We start from the raw sequence: 23,933 nt of genomic DNA, 5'->3' as shown, positions 1-23,933 counted from the left end.
TACTTGGTATGAAACGAATATACATATTTTCTTAAAAAATAAGCTAGCATTCCTGTACAGGCAACGCGAAGATTTTTTTCCGTACTGAAACACAGTACTATTGAGGTAATATTCTTGGCAATTTTTCTTTTTTGCCTGTATTTTAATAACCTCATCATATAAAACAACACCAGCAAATGCAACCCAATTCGGGTATGCTTGGGCTAATTCTGCAACTTAGCCAAAAAAGAGTTAACGACAATCGTTATTGCAAGTAAGAATAAATTCGTATTATTTTCAACTACAAATTAACTTGATATTTGCACTATGATACAAAAGTCCTATTAAAAAATACTATCCAAGTCTATTTTTGTGCGCTATGACACGTATTGATGCTATGACTCCAATCCAAAGATTGGAACAACTAAAAGTTGGCGATGTTATTTCGGATACAATGGGTAGTTCTGGTGCCATTAAAAGTATTGAAGTTTTAAAAGGCAGAACTTTTTTAACTTATTATTTCAGAATCAAATCGGGCAAACTTATACTAGCCTTAAGGTAATAACCTTTTGCAAAAAAAGCCATTCAAACCTATTGTAGATAGATTTTGAGCATCAGTAATATTAACTGCTGATTAGGTTATTTGAGATCAGAGTGCCCAAGGTTCATGGTCGGATTCACTTCATCACGAATAAGCTGTTTTAATTCTTTAATTTCAGGAAAACGTTGCATCTGCTTTCTATCGAAAATTAGTTTCTCGCCAACTTCAACAGTAAAAACACCCGATGTTTCACTTGGAATTAAAGTTACCCCCTTTAACTCATCTACAAAAGTGGTTAAAATTTCTTGCGCCATGTAAGCCGAACGTAGCATCCAGCCACATTTAGGGCAATAGGTTATATTAACAAGTGCTTTGTCCATTTTTATTTTTTTACAAGGGTACAAAAAATATGGAGGGATGGAAAACGGATAAGGGAAAATGTAAGATGGAAAATGGATGAAGGACGACATGGGAGAAAAAAGGAAGGCATAACATATAAGCTTCCCCTCTTTTAAGGACTGCCGAACAACACTGAACAAAATGAACTAAACAAGTTAGCCCCTTAAAATGTTGTCAAAAGAGAAAAGGGTAGCCACATCCATGTTACCCCTTTCCAATTACTCCCGTGTTAGAGGAATTATAATTACATCGGTGAGGCGATTTTTGTTTGCTTTATCTAGATAATCATACAGCTTAAGTCTGGAAAACAGATAGTGAAATCGCTAGCTTCTTTAAATAAATTTTTAATTCCGCTCAAATCACCCTTTAATTTGTCTTTAATGGCCACCTAAAAGCAGATTAGAAAAATTTAATTTTGGACATATTTAGTCTACATGAATAAGAATGCTTTAAAAGCCAGTATTGAGATAAACCAACCGATTAACCTGGTATGGAAAATATGGAATGAACCCGAACACATCATTAAATGGAATGCTCCATCTGATGAATGGGTCAATGAGAAAATTGAAAATAATCTCATAGAAGGCGGAGGCTTTTTATATGTCATGGCCAAGAGAGACGGAAGCGAGCGTTTCGATTTCAAAGGAACTTATACTGAAATTATCGAACATAAGCGCATTGCTTATACATTGGATGATAATAGAAATAGCGTGATCACCTTCGCTGGACATAACCCTGTTACCGTTACCGAGACCTTTGAACCTGTTGCAGACCTTGATTTGACCATGCAACAGGAATTCTGTCAATCGGGACTGAACCAGCTTAAAGCATATGCTGAACAGCTTAGCTAAATGGCTTTAAATTCTAATACAGAACTGGTTTAGGTATTATTACCGGCTTTAAGCGAAATATTAACCGGGATCAGATAGCAGTTATTCCAATAGGTTGACGGTACACTGTTTATCCTTTGGCAAGAACAGGTTTCGCTTTCCTGGGCTTTCTCCTTTTCTTCCACCAGATGATAAAACCTGTAATCGGCAAACTCGCTGCAACCAAAGCTGCTAAAAAAGAAAGAATTTTATTCGGAAGCCCCAAAAGCCTTCCCGTGTGCAGATCGTAATTGGTGGCTTCTATTAAATCGGCCCCATTAAAATCTTTATACAGTTTAGCCCTAGTCATTGTGCCTGTAGCTTCCTCATAAAAAAAAGTATTCTGGTTGCGTGCCCAACGGTACGGATAGATCATCCTTAACCGCAGTTCACCTTTACCACGCAACGAAAAACTAGTTGAAATAGCCCCAGGGTATTTAATTTTTGCTTCGGTATAAATTTTATTGTAACGTGTAGGTAAGGAATCGATATGCGTAGGTTTGGCTAAAACGATGGCTTTGCCTTGCCCTAATTTACTCCCGGTAAAAAAGCTAGCTGCATTTTTCACGCCTTTAAAAGCAAAATACAAACCACTCAAAGCAGTAACCAATAGCACAACCGATGCATAAAAGCCCAATACGTTGTGTAAATCGTAATTTAGTCGTTTAAATGAGGCTTTCCTTTTAATGGTTAAAGACTGTTTTAATAACCGCATTTGGCCAGGAAACCAGAGCACCAGTCCGGTAATGAGCATCAGCACAAAAATAACCACCGACCACTGCATAATAAACTTTCCGGTTTTACCTAACAATAGTGAGGTATGGATATGTTCTACAATTTGAAGCCAATCTTCGCCACCTTTTTTTACCAAAGCGGCATTATAAGGGTTAAAATAATAAACAATACCTTTTTTTGTGGTAATTTCTACTGTTGCATTTGAAAACCCATCTTCAATTCTGATCAGCCTTAGTTGGTCTTTAGGTGATAATTTTTCGAAGGTGGAAATAACATGATCTAAACCTACAAAAGGCTTCTGTTGAAGCCCTACGTAGCGGAAATCTTTTTGTGTTAAAGCTCTGATCTCTTCTTCAAAGATATACAGTGCACCAGTTACACTAATAACAAATACCACCAGACCAGTCGCCAGGCCGAGCCAGAGGTGAATGTTCCTGATGGTATTTTTAAAATACTTGTTCTTCATTGTCTAAAAAGCGTAGCCTAGCGATAGGTTAAATCTGCGTCCATTCCCTCTCACATAATTTACATTGCTGCCATAAAACTGAGAAATGGCAGGGTAATAAATTTTATTCAATAAATTCTCTACACCTACCGATAATTTTAAAGGCTGTGTAACCTGATACACTGCTGCAACATTAAATAAATTAAAGGCTTTTACCGGACCTTCGCCAATTAAATATTTACCAGCTGCATTGGTTTTAAAGCGGTCGCGATTTCCTACACGCATCCAGTTTACATCCAAACTTAAGTTTTTAATACCTGAATATTTAAGATAGACTGTGGTTTTTGATGGGGGGATACGCGTTGTGTTTAAATACACATCTTTCTCTCCGTTAAAATTGCCATCATCATCTACATCGCCTTTTCCTTCTACCTGTGCATAGTTACCACCGATGCTCAGTTCGCGTAAAACCTGATAATCTGCCTGGATTTCAAATCCATATACTCGCTCGGGAATACGTTGAGAGATATAGGTACCATTAACTTCTAAAAGATTGGCCCCCAGTTTAGAAGTGCTGTAGTAATAAGCTGCACTGAAATTCAGTTTACCTACGGTACTGCTAAAACCAGCCTCATAATTGTTTACAATGATTGGTTTAGTTTCTAACTGCGATAAGGTATTGCTTTTTGCTGCCCTTAACACCCTACCTAGTTCGAATACCGAAAACGACTGTGCATAACTGATGAAAGGGTTAAAAAACTTGAATTTTGAATAACGTGCACCAGCATTAAACACCAAAGCATTGTAGTTTAATTTTCCGCCTTGTACCGCTATGCTTCCTGCCCCATTTGCACCTGTAGCCAGGGTATTAAAATCATCTACCTCAATGTTAATATTTTCAACCCTTAAGCCTCCCTTTATCGTTAAATCATTGATTAAAGTTGCAGAAGCCTGTAAGTATGGTGCAAAGTTTACCATGTTCATATTGGGCACCCATAAGCGACCGTCAGTTAAACTCTGAGCAGTTTTATCATTCATTAAATCCAAACCATAGTTCAACTGCATTGGCACCTGCTCTGTAATGTTAAATGGGGTATTGAGGTTTACCCTTGCTCCCTTTTTGGTTGAAGTAATGGCTGATTGACCGCTTCCGAAAAATGATGCTGAGTTTGAATAAATGGTATAAAAATCCTGGTAGTATACATTAGCGGTTAAATCAGTTTTACCGAAAATCTGCTGATTGGTATACTGTACATTAGCGTTATGGTTAAATCTTGTCCCCTCATCTTCGCCCAGTCTGGTTCCATAAACACCGATAGCTGGCGACTGACCATAAACACCATCTTTGGTTAAATATTTAGAATGCTGTCTGGAGCTGAAATAATTATACATCACCTGTAAACGTTGCTTCGGAGTAAAATTATATCCCAGTTTTACAAAGCCATTATAAGATTTAGTTTCGCCTAATCCATATTCTGGTGAAATTACCAAGCCTTCAGCATCAAGAAAAACACCTGTTTTTTCGAACATGCCGCTTACCAGATAATCAAATTTACCTTCTTTACCATAAAGCTGCTGCGAAAAACGGTAGCCAATAGTGCTATCGCCTTCTAAATTCCCAGTAATTCCTACCTGAGAGTAGCCTCCAAACGATTTGCCTTTATCGGCCTTTTTAGTGATGTAGTTAATTAAACCACCTTCTGCACCATTACCATAAATTGCCGTAGCACCTTTAATTACTTCAACGCGCTCAATAACCGAAGGATCTATACTGCGGATATCCCTCCCCCCTGCTCGTAGTGGAGTAGATTGTGGAATACCATCAATTAATACCAAAACATTTCTACCACGCAAAGTCTGACCAGAGTTACCCGTTTGGTTGGTAGAAAAACCTAATCCCGGTACACTGTATGAAAGTATGTTTGCCAAATTTGGGCTAATAGTTGATTGTGTATTCAATTCCTTAGCAGTAAGCACCGTTACCGAAGATGGTGTTTGCGATAATGACTCTGGCCTTCTACTTGCCGAAACAATTACGTCGTTAAGTTCTGAGCGCTGTTCTTTTAAAACAAATGTTACCTCAGTTGTATCGTTTGCAGTAACCAATACACCCTGCTCCAATTGATCGTAACCGGTGATCGAAACCCTGACCTGTTGGTTTCCGGCAGGAACAGCTATTAATTTAAATGCACCAGTTTTATCTGAAGTGGTTTTAAGATTCTGTTTTTTAACCTGTATGTTGGCAAAAGGTACACTATTGCCTAATGAATCGACAACTTTCCCGCTGATTGTTCCTTTCCCTGTTTGTGCAAAGAGGGTGATTGTAGATAACATTATAAGCGCTGTGGCAAAAAATTTTAGGTATTGGTGTCTCATGCAATTTTTAAATTTCGGCAAAGCTAACATTATTTAGACTTGTTAAAAATAATAACTCAAAAAAGATATCTTATTGGCGTTTAATCATGCATCATTTTAAAATAAATAAGGCATAAGATTTAATTTATTTGATATTTGCGTTAAACTGTTTTGAGTAAAAGGATGTTGGAAACAAAGATTAAGTACGCAATGATAACCGGAGCCAGCAAAGGTATTGGCAAATCGATGGCCATTGCGCTGGCCAAGAGAAAAATCAATCTGTTGCTTATTTCGCGCTCAGTTGATGAATTAAATGCTTTAAAAACAGCTATTAAAAGCCAATATGGGGTTGAAGTAGATATCTTTGCAATCGATCTTAGCCAGGCTCAAGCCCCAAAAGCAGTATACAACTGGATAACAGAAAAAAATTACGTCGTTAATATCCTGATTAATAATGCAGGTTATGGTTTGTGGGGTAAATTTGGAGAACTTGATCTAGCTGCCCAGTTAGAAATGTGTCAATTAAACATGACTACGGTAACTTCATTGTGCCATTTATTGCTTCCAGTCCTTTCAGCAGAAAAAAAAGCATATATACTCAACGTTTGCAGTACTGCAGCCTACCAGGCGGTACCAACCTTGGCCATTTATTCGGCAACTAAAGCTTTTATTTTATCTTTTACAAGGGCATTAAGATTCGAACTCAAAGATGGCCCTATTTCGGTGAGCTGCCTAAGCCCTGGCCCTGTTGATACCGGTTTTGCCCACCGAGCCGGACTGGATGCCTTTAACAAAATGGCAGAAAAATTTAATATGGAACCCGATGAAGTGGCAGAAATTGCCATTAAAGGATTATTAGCCGGAAAATCTGAAATTATTCCAGGTTTTACCAATATCATCAGTGTATATGCCAATAGAATCTTGCCAAAGGGATTTATCGAAAAAATGGCCGCAGGGATTTACAAGACTTAGTTCTATGTGCAGTCAGATCTGACTGATCGTATAGTTTGCTTTTATGAATTATCTTGGTCGATGTATGAGTGTCGGATGGTAACATCAAACACCACGACTATAATACTAAAATTGATTTGGAAATGAGCAGTTCGGTGTGCTTGGCAGCTTCAGTCCCGCTTTTGTTTCTGCCGATGAAGAATCGGCATCCACGCCAATCGGGTTTAGGAACAGCGTTGGTGGACCAAAAGCCCTAAAAATTAAATGCTAATCTAGCCCTTTAGCCCCGGGTGCAGTGTTACCCTGCAGCAAGGAGGTGCGACGAAGCGAAGCGTAAAGCGGAAAACGGGGACTCACATGTTGCTTTGCACAAGTATTGCGCTCAAAATAATAAAAGGTCTATTTCAATTTGATAACGAATCTCAGTACTAGATGGTAATATCTAACACAGCAGGCACCCTATGCCCTCTGTGATCTTTTCTCTGTGAACTCGGTGGTAAAGAATAGAAGATGAAAACATAAGCACCCAGCTTTACGCGCGCTGCGCATTCCCTCTGCATCCTTTGTAGTTAAATAAGCTAGACCAGCTTCCTGAAAAAAAATATTTTAAAATATTTCTAATTAAATTCTTTGGAATATTAAAAATATGTTACGTTTGTACTAAATACTACTAATTCTATAGATTATGTCGAATAAAACATTAGTGTTTTATTTTCCTTCAGTACCGAACCACTCGCGAATGCGAATGTGCTGTTGCTGCGCATAATTCTTATTCCAATTTATCCTTTTCTTAACTTTAAATTTCGACACATGGCAACATCGTATCCAACCTTTACCCTATCCGAACAATTAACAGCACAACAGCTCGACTTTTTTAACACTCATGGATTTATCCATTTCAAAAATTTCATCAAACCCGAAACCGTAAATTCAATTATTGATGCTTCTAAACAGGTTGAACAAAAATGGATTAAGCAAGATATCAAAAAAGTAAATGGTGTACCGATTAAATATGGGAAAGATCTTGATGGCTCGGCAATTGTGCAGCGTTTTGCATTTATAAACCAACAACATCAAACTTTAAGCGGTTTGTTATTAGATCCACGGTTTAATGCATTACTTCAATTGGCGGGTGAAGGTGCACGCTTGGGTACCGAAGAAAAAGATGGCATGGTGTTTAACCATTACATTAACGGCCCAGAAAGCAAATTCAGCAAAATGGGCTGGCATACAGATGGTTTGAGGGATATTTTTTATGGTGCCAAACTAAACCCGATGTTAAATGTGGGCATTCACCTCAGTACTTTAAAACCAGAAAATGGTGGATTAAAAATCATCCCCGGCACTCATAAACAGAGTATTTACCAAATGCTCTTTCGCAAAAAATACTTCCTGGATAACAAACCTGATGCTGAAGAGGTATCGATATTGCCCGAAGCAGGAGATTTAACCATCCATGATGGAAGGCTGTGGCACAGGGTTGCAGAATCGGCCATTCGAGGCGAGGAAAGCAGAAGACGTGTAATCTATGTTCCAATTATCGCTGGTAAGTACGCACCAAAAAATGAGAATAGTCCAACCGTATTTTACCAACGTTTCGCGGGCATAGTTAAATAGCTTATGTTATTTGTGCTCGTATTCAGTTACCTGGTCAGATCAGGGAAGCTAAAGCAGATAAGCGGTTTCGCTAAAGGAATACCGAAGAAAATCAGTTTAAAATTTTATCGACCAGAAACCGCTATGTTTTTTGGCTTTGTATTAATGGGATATTAAATTGGAGGATATTATTAAAGGGGAAGAGGGTAATACAGATAGCAAACGGGTATTTTCAGATCGCGAACGAACCAATATCCTACGTAAGGGTGAGCAAAGGCTGATCTTATTTTTGCTTAAAAAAGTTCCAGGCTTAATTACGCCAAATATGATGACGGGTATTGGCATGTTTGGATCATTAATCGTTTTTTTGGCTTTTATTTTGGGCAGTTTTTATTCGAGAAATTATTTACTGATGGGCATTTTAGGCTTCATCATCAATTGGCTTGGCGACTCGCTTGATGGCAGATTGGCCTATTATCGTAAAATAGCCCGAAAATGGTATGGATTTGCACTCGACATTGTTATGGATTGGCTCAGCATTATCCTCATCGGGTTAGGCTACTACTTTTACGCTCCCGGAACAACACAGATTTTCGCATTTTTATTCGTGGTGCTTTATGGCTGGTCGATGATTATTAGTCAGCTCCGCTATAAAATAACAGGTTTTTATCAAATCGATTCAGGGCATTTAGGGCCAACGGAGTTGCGCGTAATGATTTCACTTATCCTCATTATAGAAACTTTGATTGTGGGCAGCATCATCTATTTTGCCATCGCCGTAACCATATTGTTATCGGTAATCAATATTATCGATACCCTAAAACTTTTAAAAGCAGGCGATGCCAAAGACAGGGAGGAAAAAGAATGATCAGCTGGGCATCTGTTAAGCTTTTTCTGAAAGCCCAGGTATCGGCCTTTTCTGGTGGTGTTACCGATTATGGATTAATGGTACTGCTAACCGAATGCTTGCATATCCACTTTGCCATTTCGATTTTAATTTCAGGAACAGTGGGTGGGATTGTTAATTTTTGGATTAACCGTTTTTGGGCTTTTAAAAGCAACGATGGGTATCACAGTTCTACCAGTGGACAGCTCATCCGTTTTTTTACCGTGGTTTTGGGCAGTATTTCATTAAAATCAACAGGTACCTATTTATTGCAGCAAAGCTTAAGTGTAGATTATAAAATAGGCAGGCTTTTAATTGATAGTATAGTTTCTTATGGTTTTAACTATCCGCTAATGAAATATTGGGTATTTAAAACCAATCAACTAAGCGATTATGAAATAGACGAAGAAGATTATTGTGAAACAGTTGGCCAACAACAAAAAGCTTAATGGCTTCCATTTACCTTTTCTGTAATTTGTAGCATAATTTTCTCTACCCAAATATATTAACAAACGTTTGCGCTTTATTTGTTAATAAGAACATTCTAGATGGTCTCTGATTGTCATCCTTTCAGGCGAGGTACAGCGCGCGTAGTCGAAAACCGCGATCGCTTAGCAAAGCGAAATCTAATTAGACAGATCTCCTTTCCGATTTATTATCCTATCCTGTCGACACATGTTCTTGATGCTTTTTTTTGCGTAATACTAGCTTGCTTTAATAACACACAGGTTATACCGAAGAATACCGTCAATCCCAAGAGCCGGGAAAATCAAAAAACAGGAGCAGTTCAGGCAAACTGGCACTAACAAACCTGAAACGCAGTGGTTTTGTGTTCATAAGCAACAATTCAAAGCTTTGAAAAGAATTGAACACAAACCCCGAAGGGCTCAATTAGACCAAAGAAAACACAGACAATACCTGATTAAACGAAGTGCCGCTGTTTTTTTGATGTGCGTGGGATTGTGCAAAAAGGCTCATTGCTGGATTGACAAAGCGCTTTGGGTACTTTGGCGCTCCAAAATGCGCCAGCATTCTTGAGCACAAATAAAAATAACATGATCTGCGAAAAACTACCATGCCCCCGCGGCAAAGAGCGGAAAAAACCAACATTTGTTCCAAATTATTGTCTCTGAAGGAAGCAGGAGCAACTAATAGCAGGAAAGATGCTGAAATAAATCCGATAGCTATCGGATCAGCACGAGCGTCTTAAAAACATATACTAAAAAACAAATCCAGACTAACAAAAATGTATACACTGTAGGCTTTAACACCGTGACCGCGCTACAGTCGAGATGACGAACCTCATAAAGGCAAAAAGGATGTCCAGCCCAAACGATGAAGCATAAAAACTGAACACCTTGCCTTTACCTTATTAGTTTAATATTGTTTTAGAGTCGCTCACTCTATTTTCATTAATCTTCTTAATAATTTCTTCAAATTTCGATTCTTTGGCAATGTACTTATTCAGTAAATCGATCTGATTTAAGCCCCTTACCAAATTGTGATCTGGATAATTCGTTTTATAGTAAATGTCGCCGTTTAAAAAATCGGCTATAAACCTAACCGCTTGCATGTAAATCATAAATTTACCTGAATAAATAAAGAACTGTTTTTCGGTAAAGGCTAAAACCTGGTCCATTTCTTCCATGTAGCCTTTATGTATTGCGGCAAAAACATCTTCTCTAATGGCTATTTTGATAAACTCCTTTTCCTCTTCATTGGCTTCTGAGAGATAAGTCCGCATCATATCACCTACATCGCTAATAAAGTATCCGGGCATTACAGTATCTAAATCGATTACACATAAACCCACGCCAGTTTCGGCCTGTAACAGTACATTGCTAATTTTGGTATCGTGGTGTACAACACGTAAATTAAGCGCACCGCTATCTACCATGTGTACATATTGCTCTTCTATATCGTAATGTCTGATAATCTCTTCTATAGCAAACTTTGCCTCACTAATCCTTTCATCGCCAGCTTGTTCTAAAGCTTTTTTAAACTGCTCTACACGTAAAGGCAGGTTATGAAAATCTTCGATAGTGGGTTTTAATTTTTGTACGTTGAAGGCACAAAGCATCCTGGTAAATTTACCAAACTGCTTAGCAGCGTGGTAGGCCTGCTCAGGCTGATGCACAAAATCAATAGAGCAAGAATTTTCCACAAATGGAAAAATCCTATAAAAATGATCTTCAATAACCACAAAATCGTCTCCATTTGCAGCCGCAATTGGGGCAACAAATAAATATTTAGGGGCTGTTTGATCAAGATATTTTTTTATTGTCTCAATATTTTGAGCAATATTTTGAGGCTGGCGAAAAACTTCCGTATTCACCTCTTGCAAGATATAGGCTAATCCCTCACCGTAAACTTTCCAGGTATGGTTAATTAAGCCCGAGCCGAAAGGTTCAATTTTAAATTTTTCTGCGTTAAGTCCATAAGCACCTAAAACTGCTTGAAACATAAGATGTTAATATATATTTGAATAAAAATTGTTCCAGGAAAACCATTTGATCAACCTGAATAAAGTTGCGTATTAAAATATGCGGGTACGCCATAAGCAATACCCGCAATCGAGACTAAAAACCGCTATCGTCTAAAGCGAAAGTATTTTTACGATCTCTCCATTTTCCTTTTGTAAAATCAGGGAATTTTTGCGGCATATTCCCTTCTTTTAAAGATTTGGTAGAAAGTGGCATAATCACGCTCATCGTAACTGAATCATATACGTCAATCGGTGTTTGTTTTTTCTGTTTTACCGCCTGGATAAATCCATTAAAGACAAACCAGTCCATACCACCGTGACCAGCGCCTACAGCTTCTGCTTCATATTTTTTCCAAAGGGGATGATCGTATTTAGCAAACCATTCTTCAGCTTTATCCCAAGCATGATCTTTCGATTTATGCTCGATGTGTACTGATTTGTTTACATCCATCCAAAGACCTTTTGTTCCCTGTACCCTGAAACCGATAGAATATGGCCTAGGTAAGTGGGTATCGTGACTTAACAATACGGTTTCGCCATTTGCACAGTTGATCATTGTAGTGGTCACATCACCATTTTTATAATTAATTTTAGCGTTAGGATGGCCAGGAGAAACTTCTTCTACGTATGCGGCCAAACCTCTTGCTTTAGAGCTGAACGATACCAGGCTGGTAAAGCTATTTCCCCTGTTAATATTAGCATATTGCATTAATGGGCCAACACCGTGGGTTGGATATAAATCGCCATCCTGATCGATGTTAAACTGCGTACGCCATTGTGCCTCGCTTAGTGCTTTTGGTCCAAACTCTACCCCACCTCCATAATAATCTTTACCGTTATTAAAAAGTACGTTTCTTAAGTTATGTTGGTAACCACCTTCAAGGTGCACCAATTCGCCAAAAAGACCTTGTCTAACCATATTTAAAGCCGCCATTACATCTCTACGGTAACAAACGTTTTCTAAGGTCATGTAAGGCATTCCTGTTTTTTCAGAAGTGTTTACAATATCCCAGTGATCTTGAACACTTAAACCTGCAATTACTTCGCAACCTACATATTTACCAGCTTTCATCGCATCAACTGCCTGATCTCTGTGAAACTGCCATGGTGTTGCAATAATTACGGCATCAATATCTTTACGGTCTAAAAGTTTTTTATAAGCATCTAAGCCACCAGTATACTCTGTTGCTGCTGGTCTGCCTTTTTTGGCTATAAAATTACGGCAAACTTTAAGTGAGCTTTCTTGGGTATCGCAAATTGCAACAATTTCTACGTCGTCTCTTAAGGCACCTTCAGAAATATGGCTCATACCACGTGCACCAACACCGATATAACCTACTCTTACTTTTCCACTGTCTGATGATGCAAATAAACTTCCAGTTGGCAGGATGGTTAAACCCGCAGCCGTAAATGCACCATTTTTGATAAAATCTCTACGTTCCATTTGTGTTGTTTAATATTTATTGTTTAGTTTTTTTAATTGATCCGGTTAATACTGAACAAACGTTTTACTTGCTATTCTTTCGTACTTTTATACACCAAAACGCATTCATCCACAGCGCATTAATGGGATAAAGATTTTTAAAAAGTGTTTGCCCCAGGTAAACTGACCAGGTTATTTTTCGTGTATATTCCAAAATAAGTAAGCACAAACCTTATTTAAACCCATTACTTTGGCCATTTGCAAACGTTGTTTCCAATCGGCTTCTGGTATACGGGCAAAATGCATTTCACCACAGCGTATTACATTTGGCTTGCCATTAAGCTCAAAAGATTCGGCACCTATTATAAAGGTGTTTTGTTTTTGAGCCCAGCTATTAATGGATATGGTTATTAATAGCCCTAAAACAAATGTTTTTTTAAGCAAATGGGTATGCATTTGTGCTGGTTCTTTTCGGTTTTGTTGATTTGTATTCTTTAAAAGTAGAATAAGCAAATGAGCATTACAACATAAATAACAGCGCAAACGATTGACTAATTTTTAGAAACTGTTTAAAGTTTATTCCATGATAACACCAAGTGTAATACAACTATATTCTAGTTACTACATCTTACCTTACAATAAAAAATCATCAGCTGATGATTATAAAAGACGAAGAAATTTTAAGACGACAAATTGATTGCAGTTACAGACAACAAAAGAAATTGTTCGTGACTTAGAGAACGCATTAAAAATTTGCAGCTACAAGAAAAAATCCGTAAAATCATTGAGCAGATGACAAAAAATCTTTGGCAATCGCTATAAAACAAAGATTGAACACATGAATATAATGTTCATGGGCGTAAAAACCACAAACCCTTGGTTCATAAACCCAGTAGCAACGGAAATCCTTTTTATTGCTTAAGGGTAATCCTTCCTATACTTACCGCTGGTTGCGTAGATTTTGCAATAAAAAGATTGGAGTGAATAACGGGGCTGCAGTACCTACAGCGGTACGAACGTTCGTTTTCAAATGAAAATACACAAACTAATTGCAGACCACCCCCAACCCCTCCTAAATTAGGAGGGGAGTTGATGTTATGATAAAATATTAAAAACCAAAACCTTCTGATACAACTTCTTGTACCTTACTTTTCCTGAACTCTTTCATCGACTGTGGTTCTTTGGCCTCAAGCGTAGCAAAATCGACCACACCTGTTCTTTTTGCCCAGTCGAAATAGGCTACCGATAACCTGCTCACCACCTCATGGTTTTGCCTGGCTACGTTGGTGGTTTCGCCGCGGTCGGTTTCTAAATTGTACAGTTCCCAATTGTAGCCTGGCCAGGTAGATACCAATTTCCATTTACCAGCGCGTACGGCGCGATTGCCCGCACGTTCCCAAAATAGCGGTTCATCACGTTTCAGTTCGTTATCGTTACCAAACAACACCGGCAACAAACTTTTACCAGCCAATGCATTCGGCGTAATGCCCTGATAGCTTTTCGGATAGGTAGCCCCGGCCAGATCGTAAAAAGTTGGAGCAATATCGATAATATGGCCTGTACCTTTTTTAATGCTGCCCGGTTTAATTTTAGCCGGATACCAGGCAATAAACGGCGAACTTATGCCACCTTCGTACATGTAATCTTTAAAGGCTTTTAATGGCGAATTTGAAGCATAAGACCAGTTTTTGCTTTGCGACTCGTAAGAACCAATAGTACCTACTGGGCCCGAATTGCGCACGGCACCTTTATACCATTTTACCAGATCTTCTGCAGGGGCACCGTTATCAGAAATAAACAGGATGATGGTATTTTTATCGGCTCCGGTTGCTTTTAACTTATTTAAAACCTGGCCAATGCCCTGATCTAAACGATCGACCATGGCGGCAAAAATCTCCATCTTTTTGGCCCACTGGCTGCGCTGATCGAATGATAGTTTGTTCCAGTTGTAGATATCGGCATCTTTTTCTGAGATGGTAGAATTACCATCAATAATACCCAGTTCTTTTTGCTTTTTAATTCTTTCGGCACGGAGTACATCCCAGCCTTTATCATAGCGGCCTTTGTATTTGGCAATATCCTCAGGCAGTGCATGTAGAGGCCAATGCGGTGCGGTATAGGCTAAATACAGGAAGAAGGGTTTATCTTTAGTACTTTGATCTAAAAAATTTACCGCATTCTCGGTAATTACATCGGTTTGGTAAAATTTACCCGCTTCCAATGGGTAAGGTTTCCCATCAATGGTATAGGCGCGTTTTTTACCCCCTTCGTAATCGCCCTGATCGAAATAACTTCCATTTTCCGACATCATTACGTGATCGAAACCACGCTGCCAGGGAAAACTCACCTCTTTACCGGCCACATGCCATTTACCCGACATTAACGTATTATAACCCTGGGTTTTTAAAACTTCGGCAAGGGTGAGCGATTCTTTATTAAGGTAACCCTGGTAAGCCGGAAGCCCCAAATCGTTAGCAAAATACCCCACTCCTGCCTTGTGCTGGTACTGGCCTGTTAATAAGGAAGCGCGGGTTGGTGCACAAATGGAGTTGTTGTAAAATTCTTTTAGCCTAAGGCCCTCGTTGGCGAGTCGATCTAAATTGGGTGTTTTAATTTCTGAGCCAAAGGCGCCAAGATCTGAATACCCCAGATCATCGGCCAGGATCAGAATAATATTAGGCTTTGCCGGCCTGGCATTTTGCGCAAAACCTTCAATGGCCATTAGCGCAGCTATGCAGGTTAATATTACTTTGTTCATCTTTTTCTTTATTTAATATTAAAAGTTCTGATTGCCGCGGTTGTTTCCCTGAGCAGGGCGGGCAGGTGCTGTTTTAAGCGTTTCGTAATCTACTACTCCATTTTCTGCTGCCCACTTTACGTAAGCGGCTTTTAACTGTGCTACTACCTCTGGGTGCTGAGCGGCAACATCGGCATTTTCACCCCTATCCTTTTCGATGTCGAAAAGCTCATATTTTTCGGTTAAGCCTGCCGGAGAAACGAGTTTCCATTTACCCCATCGTACGGCTTTATTGCCTCCACGTTCCCAAAACAAGGGCACTGAACGTTGCACGGTATCGGTTATGCCACTAAGTAGAGGCAACAGGCTTTTTCCGGCGAGGGCATTGCTGGTTATGCCGTTTAACTGTTTTGGATAGTTAATACCCGCCAGTTCGTAAAACGTTGGTGCAAGGTCGATCAGGTGGCCTGTTCCTTTGGCAATGGTTCCGGCTTTAATTTTATTCGGAAACCAGGCAATAAAGGGTGCACTAATGCCGCCTTCATAGGGTGCGCCCTTATAATTGCGAAGGGGCGAATTACCCGTTTGCGACCAATTGCTATTTTGCGTTTCGTACGATCCGGCGGTACCAACAGGACCAGTGATGCGTTGGGTGTATGGCCTGGTGCCGTTGCCACCCTGAGCGCCATTATCTGAAATAAAAATAATGATGGTATTTTCGTCCTGTTTCAGTTCCTTTAGTTTAGCCAGCAAACGGCCAACACCCTGATCTACATGATCGATCATGGCTGCATAAACTTCCTGGCGGGTTTGCCAATACGCTTGCTCATCATACGTTAACTTGTTCCAGGGTTTTACCTGGTCATCGTGCGCGGCAATTTTCTGATCGGCACCAATAAGTCCTTTTTTAATGGCATTGCGGTAGCGTTGTACGCGCAACGAATCCCAGCCTAATTTGTACTTCCCTTTATATTTAGCGATATCAGCAGGCAGTGCCTGGAGTGGCCAATGTGGTGCATTGTAGGCCAGGTATAAAAAGAAAGGCTTTTTAGCTTTTTGCTGATCATCTAAGAAACCCAATGCATTATTGGTAATCTCTTCGGTTAAATATTTCCCTGGCTCCAGGAAATAGGGTTCATTATCTTTAACCAATGGTACTGTTTCAGTTCCTTTTTCTCCGATTTCGTAATAGTTGCTGGCACCCCCAATAAAGCCAAAGAAATGATCGAAACCACGTTGGTTTGGCCATTGGTTCCGATCGTCGCCCACATGCCATTTACCCGCCATGAGCGTGGTGTAACCGCCTGATTTAAGTACCTCGGCCAGGGTTAGCGATTCGTGGTTTAAAAAACCCTGATAGGCTGCCAGGCCCAGGTTATTGTTAAAAAAGCCAACACCAGCCTTATGCTGGTACTGCCCGGTAAGCAGTGATGCCCGGGTAGGCGCACAGATCGAATTGTTGTAAAATTCTTTCAGCTTTAGGCCACCAGCAGCCAGTTTATCTAAATTGGGTGTTTCTATTTCTGTTGCGCCAAAAGGACCAATATCTGAAAAGCCAAGATCATCAACCAGTACCAGCACGATATTGGGTTTTTGCTTTTTCTGCGCAGATGCAACCTGCACCCCCAATAAACCAGCAGCCAACAGGCATGCCTTTAGGATGGGCAACCGGAAATATTTTTGTTTAAAATTCATGTGATTAAATTTTAGTATAAAACGATTAATAGTTTACCCAATCTGGGTTTTGTTTTAATTTAGGGTTGAGATTAAGCTCGCGTTGTGGAATCGGAAAATGGATGTGTCGCTTGGCTGCTAAAGTTTTTCCGGCTGCTTTAAGTGTGGCCACATAATAATCGGCTCCTCTTCTAACCAGGTCGAACCAGCGCTGATATTCGAAAACCAACTCCTTTCTGCGCTCCTGAAAAACAGCATCCCTAAACTGATCTGCAGTTAATGCCGGAGAAATATCGGCTAGTTTGGCAATACCTGCACGCTGACGTACTTCATCTATTGCGGCATAGGCTGCTGCATTTGGCCCATTGTTTACTTCATTTAATGCTTCAGCATAAATTAAAAGCACTTCTGCATAACGGATAATGGGTAAATTTTTAGAAGACTGAGATTGATTGCCCACTACAGCCGGATCGTAATATTTATTAAACTGCGGCGAAAAGGTATATAACTGACCATTTGTAGGGCTCACCATCTGCGTAACAAAGGTGATCGCCTTTCGGGTATCGTTATCGGCAAAGCTGGCATACAAACCGCCCGTGGTATGCAAGGCATCAGCATAATCGCCATTAATACCGGGTACATCTGCCGGTGCCGAACGGCTGGCCAAACTATTGCCTTGAAAGCCAGCGTTACCTACAAACTGTGCCGAGAAGATATGCTCTTTACCATTTTTGGTGGCTACATTAAATACATCGGCAAAATTTGCAAACAGTGAATAGTATTTACTATCGATTACCTCTTTGCTTTTTTGTACGGCATTAGCCCACTCTTTATGGGTAAGGTATACTTTTGCCAACAGACTTTTGGCTGCGCCTGAAGTTGCCCTTCCCAAATCTTTGCTGCTATATTCAGCCGGTGCAGGCAACGATTCTGCATCTTTTAAATCCTGAATTATCTGTGCATATACCGCAGCCTCGGGCGCATTGGGTACATATAAATCTTCGGGCGCTAAAGAAGTATTTTCGTGCAGTACAATGGGTACATCGCCAAACCAACGTACCAGGTTAAAATAATGTAAAGCCCTTAAAAACTTCGATTCGTTAATTAAACGTTTTCTAACGGATGAGCTAATTTTCGCCTCATCAATTAAAGCAATTTTATCTATGGCAATGTTTGAAGCATTAATGGCATCGTAACTTTGTTTCCATAACTGCTCCATCCTATCGTTTGATGAATCGTGGGTTAGGCCTGATATGGCCCTAACATGTGCATTTCTGGCCCTTGGGCCTGCTTCATAATCGTCGGTAGCCATTTCTACCCCAATCTGTATCAAACTGTTGTAGAGCGACTGGCCACTTTCGTAAAGTTTGCGGTAATTGGCCGTAACAGCAGAAACCGCCTGACCTTCGTTTTGGTAAAACTGTGCCGTAACCAGTACAGATTCTGGATCTTCTTCTAGCTTAGAGCAGGCCGAGAGTGCCACTGCTAAAATAGATGCATATATTAAGTTTATCTTTTTCATTGAGATATAGATTAAAATGTTAACCTTAAGCCAGCCCTAACCGATCTGGCGATGGGATAAATCCCCGCATCAGTTCCTGGCGATACATTACTTCCAGAGGTAATTTCAGGATCGAAGCCTGAATAGTTTGTCCAGGTAAGGAGGTTCTGCCCGGCTACATAGAAATATACATTTGATAACTTTGCCTTAGCAGAGATCTTTTTTGGCAAGGTATAACCCAGTGATACATCTTTTAACCTTAAGAAAGAACCGCTCTCTATAAAACGATCAGAAAATACAGGTGCAGGATCTAATTTGGCTCTTGGAATGGTTTGACTTGGATTATTTGGTGTCCACCGGTTTAAAGCGGTAGCCGAGGCATTTTGTTGCCCGGTAAACAGCTCTAAGGTTTGCATATTCGAGTTCAAAATACTGTTGCCGTACGAGCCTTGTACAAATACTAACAGATCGAAACCTTTGTACTCGAAATTATTGGTTACGCCAAAAATGAAATCGGGTTGTGCATTGCCAATAATGGCTTTATCTGCAGCAGTGGTAAACTGGCCATCGCCATTAATATCTTTGTACAATCTATCGCCAGGTTTGGGCACGGCGCTACCGGTATATTTACCTTTAGTAGCTTCTTCGCCAGTTTGTAGAATTCCATCAGTTACATTACCATAAAAGCTACCCAATGGCTCGCCAACTTTTACAATGTAGTTCCCGCTGATGTAGGACTGTGCGCCATTACCAATACTCAGCACTTCATTCCGGTTAACAGAAAAGTTTAAATTGGTATTCCAGATCAATGCTCCGGTAAGGTTGCGGGTATTCAGGCCAATTTCGAATCCTTTATTCAATACCGATCCATAATTCTGTAGCGATGTACCATAACCTGTTGTCCAGGGGATCTCTACATTTAACAATAAATCTTTGGTTTTCTTGTAGTAGCCATCTAAGGTTAATTGGATCCGGTTATTAAAAAAACCGATATCTAAACCAGCATCGTATTGATGGGTAGTTTCCCAGCCCAGTTTATCATTTGCAATGCGGTTAGGTGCAAAACCAGTTGCGGTAGCACCACCGAATACATAATTAAGACTATATAAGGTTGCCAAAGACTGGTATTGGCCTATCTCCAGGTTTCCTGTTGTACCGAAACTGGCACGTACCTTTAACTCACTGACTGTTTTTTGTAAGGACTCAAAAAATTTCTCGTTACTGATTTTCCATGAAGCCGCCGCTGAAGGGAAATAACCCCATTTGTTTCCTTTGCCAAAACGTGATGAACCATCGGCACGGATACTGGAGGTTAAGAAATAACGGTTATCGAAACTGTAATTTACCCTGGCCAGGTAAGAATGTAATACCCATCTTGAGGCATCAGAATAGGGCGCTACCAAAGTTGCGCCACTTTGCAGGCTGTTAAAGGTTAAATCGTCGGTTACAAACTTTTGTGCATTTGCCCTGGTGGTTTCGCTCGAAAATTCCTGTTGCGTAAAACCGATTACAGCATCTAAAGCATGTTTACCAAAAGCTTTATTGTACGAAAGGGTATTCTCATTTAACCAGGAATAAGAATTATAAGTTCCCTTTCCGGCAGAACCACCAATGGTACTTCCTTCATAAATGGTTGATGGGATATAATTCTTTTCATTTACACTGTTTACATCAGCACCAAGTAATACTTTTAAATTGAGTCCTTCAATAATGGTGTATTCTCCAAATGCTGTTCCTAAAAATTTATTGGTGGTTGATTTATTGATCTGCTCTTTTAATGAGGCAATTGGGTTGGCAAATATATTTTCGAATGGATTACGGAGGGTGTAAGCACCAGAAGCATCATAAATAGAAGCGGTAGCAGGCATAATTAACAGGCCATTGATGATCCCCGAAGGAGATACATTGGCATCTGCCTTACTTCCGGTAATACTTGCGCTTACTTTAAATTTTTCGAAAGGTTGGGCATCTACATTAGCCCTGATACTGATCCTCGAATAATCGGTGTTCTTTAAAATACCATCCTGATCAAAATAGTTCCCCGAAATGAGGTAACGTGTTTTTGGGTTACCACCACTTATAGTGAGTTGATGGTTCTGTGTTGATGCACGTTCGAATGCTTCAGCTTGCCAATCTGTGCCTGCACCCAATTGATCGATCTGCGCCTGACTTACATACTGGAAACGGCCTTTTGTTGGATCGGTATCATACAGGGCATCGTTTCGGAGCAAAGCAAAATCGTGTGCATTTAAAAGGTCTAATTTCTTTCTAAGCGATTGCGTACCATAACTGCCTTCGTAAGTAACCGCACTACGATCTGCTTTTCCCTTTTTAGTAGTGATAATCACGACACCATTGGCTCCTCTCGAACCATAAATCGCAGTTGCAGAAGCATCTTTTAAAATATCAACCGTTTCAATATCGGAAGGATTGATACTGGCCAATGGGTTAAGCGGTGTACCACTCAGTGTGCCTGCCGAAGCCGAACTGTTGTACAAAGGAAATCCATCAAGCACATATAGGGGTTCATTTCCGCCCTGTACAGAACTTCCACCCCTTACACGGATACTTACACCGCCACCCGGCTGGCCAGATGTTTGGGTTACCTGCACACCCGCAGCAGCGCCCTTTAACAATTGATCGACCGAACTCAAGGGTTGTTTTAATGCCGATTTAGAAATGGAAGAAACGGAACCTGTAATATCGCTTCGCTTCTGCGTTCCATAACCCACTACCACCACATTATCGAGCTGGTTGGCAGCTTCTTCTAGTTTAATTTCAATCGGACTTCCATTTGCAATAATTTCGATGGTTTTATAACCGATGTAACTTACTGTTAAGGTATAAGGAAACTTCTGTCCGGTTACGAACCTAAATTTACCTTCATTGTCGGTTGCTGCAGAGTGGGTAGTTCCATTGATTCGGATTACAACACCTGGAATGGGTTCTTTTGTTTTTGAATCGGTAACCAAACCGGTGAGGGTAGAGTTAATGAGCGGTACGGTTTGTGCTTTAACCGCAATTGAAAAAATAAATTGAGCGATAATCAACATTCCTAAATGGCGCAACATCCGTAGGGAATGAACTGATAATCTGGATCGAACAGGCTTTTCCTGTCCGAAAACTGGTAATGAGACTTGCGAAGCCGACCCATAGGGCCACCTGACTTCTTCAAATTTTTGCATACTTTTGTTTAAGGTTAAGTGGTAAATTGATTCAGGTGCCAACGCCAATTGAAGACCTGTTTCGATGATTTAATCCAGGGGAGATACATTTGTGTTTCCCCGATTCTTATTAGTTTGTAAAATTCATATATGCTATCCTCCTATTGTTTAATGGTTTGTTTATCCTTTATCAATACCATACCTGCTCATTTCCTACCAAATGAAACTTTATTCTGCATATCTGTTATCGGATCTGGCTTGAAAAAACCAGACAAAGGAATGATTACAAGAGATGTCCTGTAAAATAAGGCAAGGTTCATAATAAGGATATATTTTAGTTTATGACTGGTAGGTCAAAGCATTATTGTTGAGCGCCTGGCCATTTAGAAAGCCATAGTTACAATAAGTTTACGCATAACAACAACACATTCGCATTGATTCGTGGTAATTCGAACAGTGGATAGCGTAGGTAGAAAATGAAAGAAAGTAAAATTTATTCATATCGTTATTTGCAGTGGTGGGCAAATATAATATTAAATTCTATAAATCCTATAGAATTTATAGATTAATATTTAAATTGATAAGATATTACGCAATTAATATGGCGGTATAACCTAAAATCTGCCAGAAAGCATTAAACCCGTGCTGCCTTGTTGATGGAAAGGCATAAACGTAAAATTCCTATCTTTTTTTGTAGTAAAAAGGCTTTTGATATATGGATATACCAAATAAGATATTTTTGTGGACGCAATTCCGAATCCAGCGCCAGCCACAACATCACTAAACCAGTGTTTGTTATTATACATCCGCAGTGTTCCGGTGGCAGTGGCGACAAAATAACCTGCATAACCAATCCATGGGTTAACATCTTTATACTCCTGGCGCAGAAATTCTGCTGCCATAAATGCAGATGCGGTATGCCCGGAGGGAAAAGAATTTTGACCATTTTCATTTGGCCGCTCTCTACCAACGCCCTGTTTCACAAAATGGGTAGAAACACCCATAATTGCAGCTGATGTAACATATAACATCGAAGCATCAAACAAATTGTGTTTACCTTTTATACCTGATAAATTCAATGCATACACCGCTGCAGCAGGTGCAAATTGGAGATAATCATCAACATGAGCAGCAAATAAAGGATGATCTTCCTGTAATTCTGCCTTGGTACTTACATCCAATTGTTTTAATGCATCATGATCGTAAACGGCGGCAAAACCATAGCCGGCAAGCAGAACTGGCGCAATGAATGCCGTTGCCTGAAACTTTCTTTTTGGGATCGGATGGCCAGTGTACCATCGCCCCAGAGAATCTGTAGGGATGTTTTTAACCGAATCTATATTTTGAGTGTACTCAATAACGGCTGTGGCATAAGTTTGACCTGTGTAAGTTACCATAATCAACAGCGCTCCTAAAAACCTCTTCATTGCTTAAATTTTAATCAAAACTATAATCGAATTATGGAGAAATTCTGAAGTTATCGGTTGGTACAGTTATTTTCCAAATTGGGTGTTTGAGAATAAGTCCTATTAAGATGAGGGTGTATCATAAAGGCGATTTCACCTTAGATGCTGTCATGTTGTCCAAAGGACTCCTACGGAGAGCCTGTCGAAACACCATAAAGAGTATTTAAGTGGGTCCTTCGACAGGCTCAGGATGACAAATCTATATTTATGATACAACTGGAGTTGCTACATTTGACTAGAGGGATTTATTTGTCAAATTTAAACATTAAACTTTAAATTTGAATATATGAGCAAACGAATATTTGATGAGCCTTTTAAAAGAATGGCTTTGGATCTGGCCCATGCCCGCGGTTCGATAAAGGATGTTGCAATAGAATTGGGTATAAGTTCGAACCTTTTAAGTAAATGGAAAGAGCGCGAAGGAATTRCAAAAGCTGATACTACAAGCCTTAGCGAGGACCAGCAATTGATCCGGAAACTTCAAAAGGAGCTTAAAGAAGCCCAGCTGGAACGTGATATATTAAAAAAGGCGGTAGGCATCTTTTCCAAGGGAGACGGGAGATATTCGGATTTATAAAAGATTACCGAAGGATATTTTCTGTTGAAAGGATGTGTAGGGTATTTGGAATAAACAACAGTAGTTTTTATTACTGGTTAAAAAACCCTCAGGGTAAGCGGCTTATCGATGATAATCATCTTATGATAGAGATAAGCAAGATTTACGCAG

18 protein-coding genes are annotated in these 23,933 nt (G+C 39.8%); 7 read left to right on the top strand and 11 right to left on the bottom strand.

All coding sequences use genetic code 11. The features are described 5' to 3' along the window. Positions 1–358 precede the first annotated feature (358 nt). Positions 359–541, top strand: a complete 183-nt coding sequence (locus EZ456_RS23475; protein WP_131534402.1) for a hypothetical protein — start codon at positions 359–361, stop codon at positions 539–541. 77 nt (positions 542–618) lie between these two features. Here the strand turns inward: EZ456_RS23475 and EZ456_RS23470 are convergent, their stop codons facing one another. Continuing rightward, positions 619–900, bottom strand: coding sequence for a SelT/SelW/SelH family protein (locus tag EZ456_RS23470; RefSeq protein ID WP_131534400.1), 282 nt, complete (start codon positions 898–900; stop codon positions 619–621). Positions 901–1,353: 453 nt separating this feature from the next. Here EZ456_RS23470 and EZ456_RS23465 point away from each other — a divergent pair, with 453 nt between their 5' ends. Beyond that, entirely contained in the window at positions 1,354–1,770 is a 417-nt protein-coding gene (locus EZ456_RS23465; protein ID WP_131534399.1) for an SRPBCC domain-containing protein, read from the top strand. 109 nt (positions 1,771–1,879) lie between these two features. On the opposite strand, the gene EZ456_RS23460 is transcribed toward EZ456_RS23465, so the two are convergent. Continuing rightward, positions 1,880–2,989 (bottom strand): PepSY-associated TM helix domain-containing protein, encoded by a 1,110-nt coding sequence (locus EZ456_RS23460; RefSeq protein ID WP_131534397.1) that lies wholly within the window; start codon positions 2,987–2,989, stop codon positions 1,880–1,882. A 3-nt stretch (positions 2,990–2,992) separates the two neighbouring features. After that, on the bottom strand, positions 2,993–5,302 hold the full coding sequence (locus EZ456_RS23455) for a TonB-dependent receptor (protein ID WP_225876610.1): 2,310 nt from the start codon (positions 5,300–5,302) through the stop codon (positions 2,993–2,995). Positions 5,303–5,533: 231 nt separating this feature from the next. Here EZ456_RS23455 and EZ456_RS23450 point away from each other — a divergent pair, with 231 nt between their 5' ends. From EZ456_RS23450 to EZ456_RS23435, 4 genes are all read left to right on the top strand, one after another. Next, positions 5,534–6,295, top strand: a complete 762-nt coding sequence (locus tag EZ456_RS23450) for an SDR family NAD(P)-dependent oxidoreductase (RefSeq protein ID WP_262712025.1) — start codon at positions 5,534–5,536, stop codon at positions 6,293–6,295. 789 nt (positions 6,296–7,084) lie between these two features. Next, positions 7,085–7,891, top strand: coding sequence for a phytanoyl-CoA dioxygenase family protein (locus tag EZ456_RS23445; RefSeq protein ID WP_131534392.1), 807 nt, complete (start codon positions 7,085–7,087; stop codon positions 7,889–7,891). A 157-nt stretch (positions 7,892–8,048) separates the two neighbouring features. Next, positions 8,049–8,738 (top strand): CDP-alcohol phosphatidyltransferase family protein, encoded by a 690-nt coding sequence (locus tag EZ456_RS23440; RefSeq protein WP_131534391.1) that lies wholly within the window; start codon positions 8,049–8,051, stop codon positions 8,736–8,738. Next, the gene (locus EZ456_RS23435) at positions 8,735–9,205 is read left to right on the top strand and encodes a GtrA family protein (protein WP_131534390.1); all 471 of its coding nucleotides are present in this window, start codon (positions 8,735–8,737) and stop codon (positions 9,203–9,205) included. Before EZ456_RS23440 ends, EZ456_RS23435 begins: the two co-directional genes overlap by 4 nt. Positions 9,206–10,128: 923 nt before the next feature. On the opposite strand, the gene EZ456_RS23430 is transcribed toward EZ456_RS23435, so the two are convergent. The 8 genes from EZ456_RS23430 to EZ456_RS23395 form a co-directional block, all read right to left on the bottom strand. Continuing rightward, positions 10,129–11,220, bottom strand: coding sequence for a phosphotransferase enzyme family protein (locus EZ456_RS23430; protein WP_131534389.1), 1,092 nt, complete (start codon positions 11,218–11,220; stop codon positions 10,129–10,131). Positions 11,221–11,335: 115 nt separating this feature from the next. Further along, positions 11,336–12,685, bottom strand: a complete 1,350-nt coding sequence (locus EZ456_RS23425) for a Gfo/Idh/MocA family protein (RefSeq protein WP_131534388.1) — start codon at positions 12,683–12,685, stop codon at positions 11,336–11,338. A 171-nt stretch (positions 12,686–12,856) separates the two neighbouring features. Further along, positions 12,857–13,120, bottom strand: a complete 264-nt coding sequence (locus tag EZ456_RS23420; protein ID WP_131534387.1) for a beta-galactosidase — start codon at positions 13,118–13,120, stop codon at positions 12,857–12,859. A gap of 652 nt (positions 13,121–13,772) precedes the next feature. Beyond that, the gene (locus EZ456_RS23415) at positions 13,773–15,422 is read right to left on the bottom strand and encodes an arylsulfatase (protein ID WP_131534386.1); all 1,650 of its coding nucleotides are present in this window, start codon (positions 15,420–15,422) and stop codon (positions 13,773–13,775) included. A gap of 18 nt (positions 15,423–15,440) precedes the next feature. Next, positions 15,441–17,096 (bottom strand): arylsulfatase, encoded by a 1,656-nt coding sequence (locus EZ456_RS23410; protein ID WP_131534385.1) that lies wholly within the window; start codon positions 17,094–17,096, stop codon positions 15,441–15,443. A 25-nt stretch (positions 17,097–17,121) separates the two neighbouring features. Further along, positions 17,122–18,597, bottom strand: a complete 1,476-nt coding sequence (locus EZ456_RS23405) for a RagB/SusD family nutrient uptake outer membrane protein (protein WP_131534384.1) — start codon at positions 18,595–18,597, stop codon at positions 17,122–17,124. 11 nt (positions 18,598–18,608) lie between these two features. After that, on the bottom strand, positions 18,609–21,761 hold the full coding sequence (locus tag EZ456_RS23400) for a SusC/RagA family TonB-linked outer membrane protein (RefSeq protein WP_205945160.1): 3,153 nt from the start codon (positions 21,759–21,761) through the stop codon (positions 18,609–18,611). Between the two features lie 593 nt (positions 21,762–22,354). Continuing rightward, complete coding sequence (locus EZ456_RS23395; protein WP_131534383.1) at positions 22,355–23,167, bottom strand: phosphatase PAP2 family protein; 813 nt, start codon at positions 23,165–23,167, stop codon at positions 22,355–22,357. 325 nt (positions 23,168–23,492) lie between these two features. Here EZ456_RS23395 and EZ456_RS23390 point away from each other — a divergent pair, with 325 nt between their 5' ends. Next, a complete protein-coding gene (locus tag EZ456_RS23390) occupies positions 23,493–23,783 on the top strand; it encodes a transposase (protein WP_131534381.1) in 291 nt (96 codons plus the stop codon). Positions 23,784–23,933: the final 150 nt, after the last annotated feature.

It is taken from the genome of Pedobacter psychrodurus, from assembly GCF_004331735.1.
Lineage (GTDB): Bacteria > Bacteroidota > Bacteroidia > Sphingobacteriales > Sphingobacteriaceae > Pedobacter > Pedobacter psychrodurus.
This window is presented reverse-complemented; position numbering and strand designations above follow the sequence as displayed.

Bases quoted from the DNA above. Each gene is read 5' to 3' on its own strand.
- EZ456_RS23475 (WP_131534402.1), top strand. From the start codon at position 359: ATGACACGTATTGATGCTATGACTCCAATCCAAAGATTGGAACAACTA.
- EZ456_RS23470 (WP_131534400.1), bottom strand. From the start codon at position 900: ATGGACAAAGCACTTGTTAATATAACCTATTGCCCTAAATGTGGCTGG.
- EZ456_RS23465 (WP_131534399.1), top strand. From the start codon at position 1,354: ATGAATAAGAATGCTTTAAAAGCCAGTATTGAGATAAACCAACCGATT.
- EZ456_RS23460 (WP_131534397.1), bottom strand. From the start codon at position 2,989: ATGAAGAACAAGTATTTTAAAAATACCATCAGGAACATTCACCTCTGG.
- EZ456_RS23455 (WP_225876610.1), bottom strand. From the start codon at position 5,302: ATGTTATCTACAATCACCCTCTTTGCACAAACAGGGAAAGGAACAATC.
- EZ456_RS23450 (WP_262712025.1), top strand. From the start codon at position 5,534: ATGATAACCGGAGCCAGCAAAGGTATTGGCAAATCGATGGCCATTGCG.
- EZ456_RS23445 (WP_131534392.1), top strand. From the start codon at position 7,085: ATGGCAACATCGTATCCAACCTTTACCCTATCCGAACAATTAACAGCA.
- EZ456_RS23435 (WP_131534390.1), top strand. From the start codon at position 8,735: ATGATCAGCTGGGCATCTGTTAAGCTTTTTCTGAAAGCCCAGGTATCG.
- EZ456_RS23430 (WP_131534389.1), bottom strand. From the start codon at position 11,220: ATGTTTCAAGCAGTTTTAGGTGCTTATGGACTTAACGCAGAAAAATTT.
- EZ456_RS23425 (WP_131534388.1), bottom strand. From the start codon at position 12,685: ATGGAACGTAGAGATTTTATCAAAAATGGTGCATTTACGGCTGCGGGT.
- EZ456_RS23420 (WP_131534387.1), bottom strand. From the start codon at position 13,120: ATGCATACCCATTTGCTTAAAAAAACATTTGTTTTAGGGCTATTAATA.
- EZ456_RS23415 (WP_131534386.1), bottom strand. From the start codon at position 15,422: ATGAACAAAGTAATATTAACCTGCATAGCTGCGCTAATGGCCATTGAA.
- EZ456_RS23410 (WP_131534385.1), bottom strand. From the start codon at position 17,096: ATGAATTTTAAACAAAAATATTTCCGGTTGCCCATCCTAAAGGCATGC.
- EZ456_RS23405 (WP_131534384.1), bottom strand. From the start codon at position 18,597: ATGAAAAAGATAAACTTAATATATGCATCTATTTTAGCAGTGGCACTC.
- EZ456_RS23400 (WP_205945160.1), bottom strand. From the start codon at position 21,761: ATGCAAAAATTTGAAGAAGTCAGGTGGCCCTATGGGTCGGCTTCGCAA.
- EZ456_RS23395 (WP_131534383.1), bottom strand. From the start codon at position 23,167: ATGAAGAGGTTTTTAGGAGCGCTGTTGATTATGGTAACTTACACAGGT.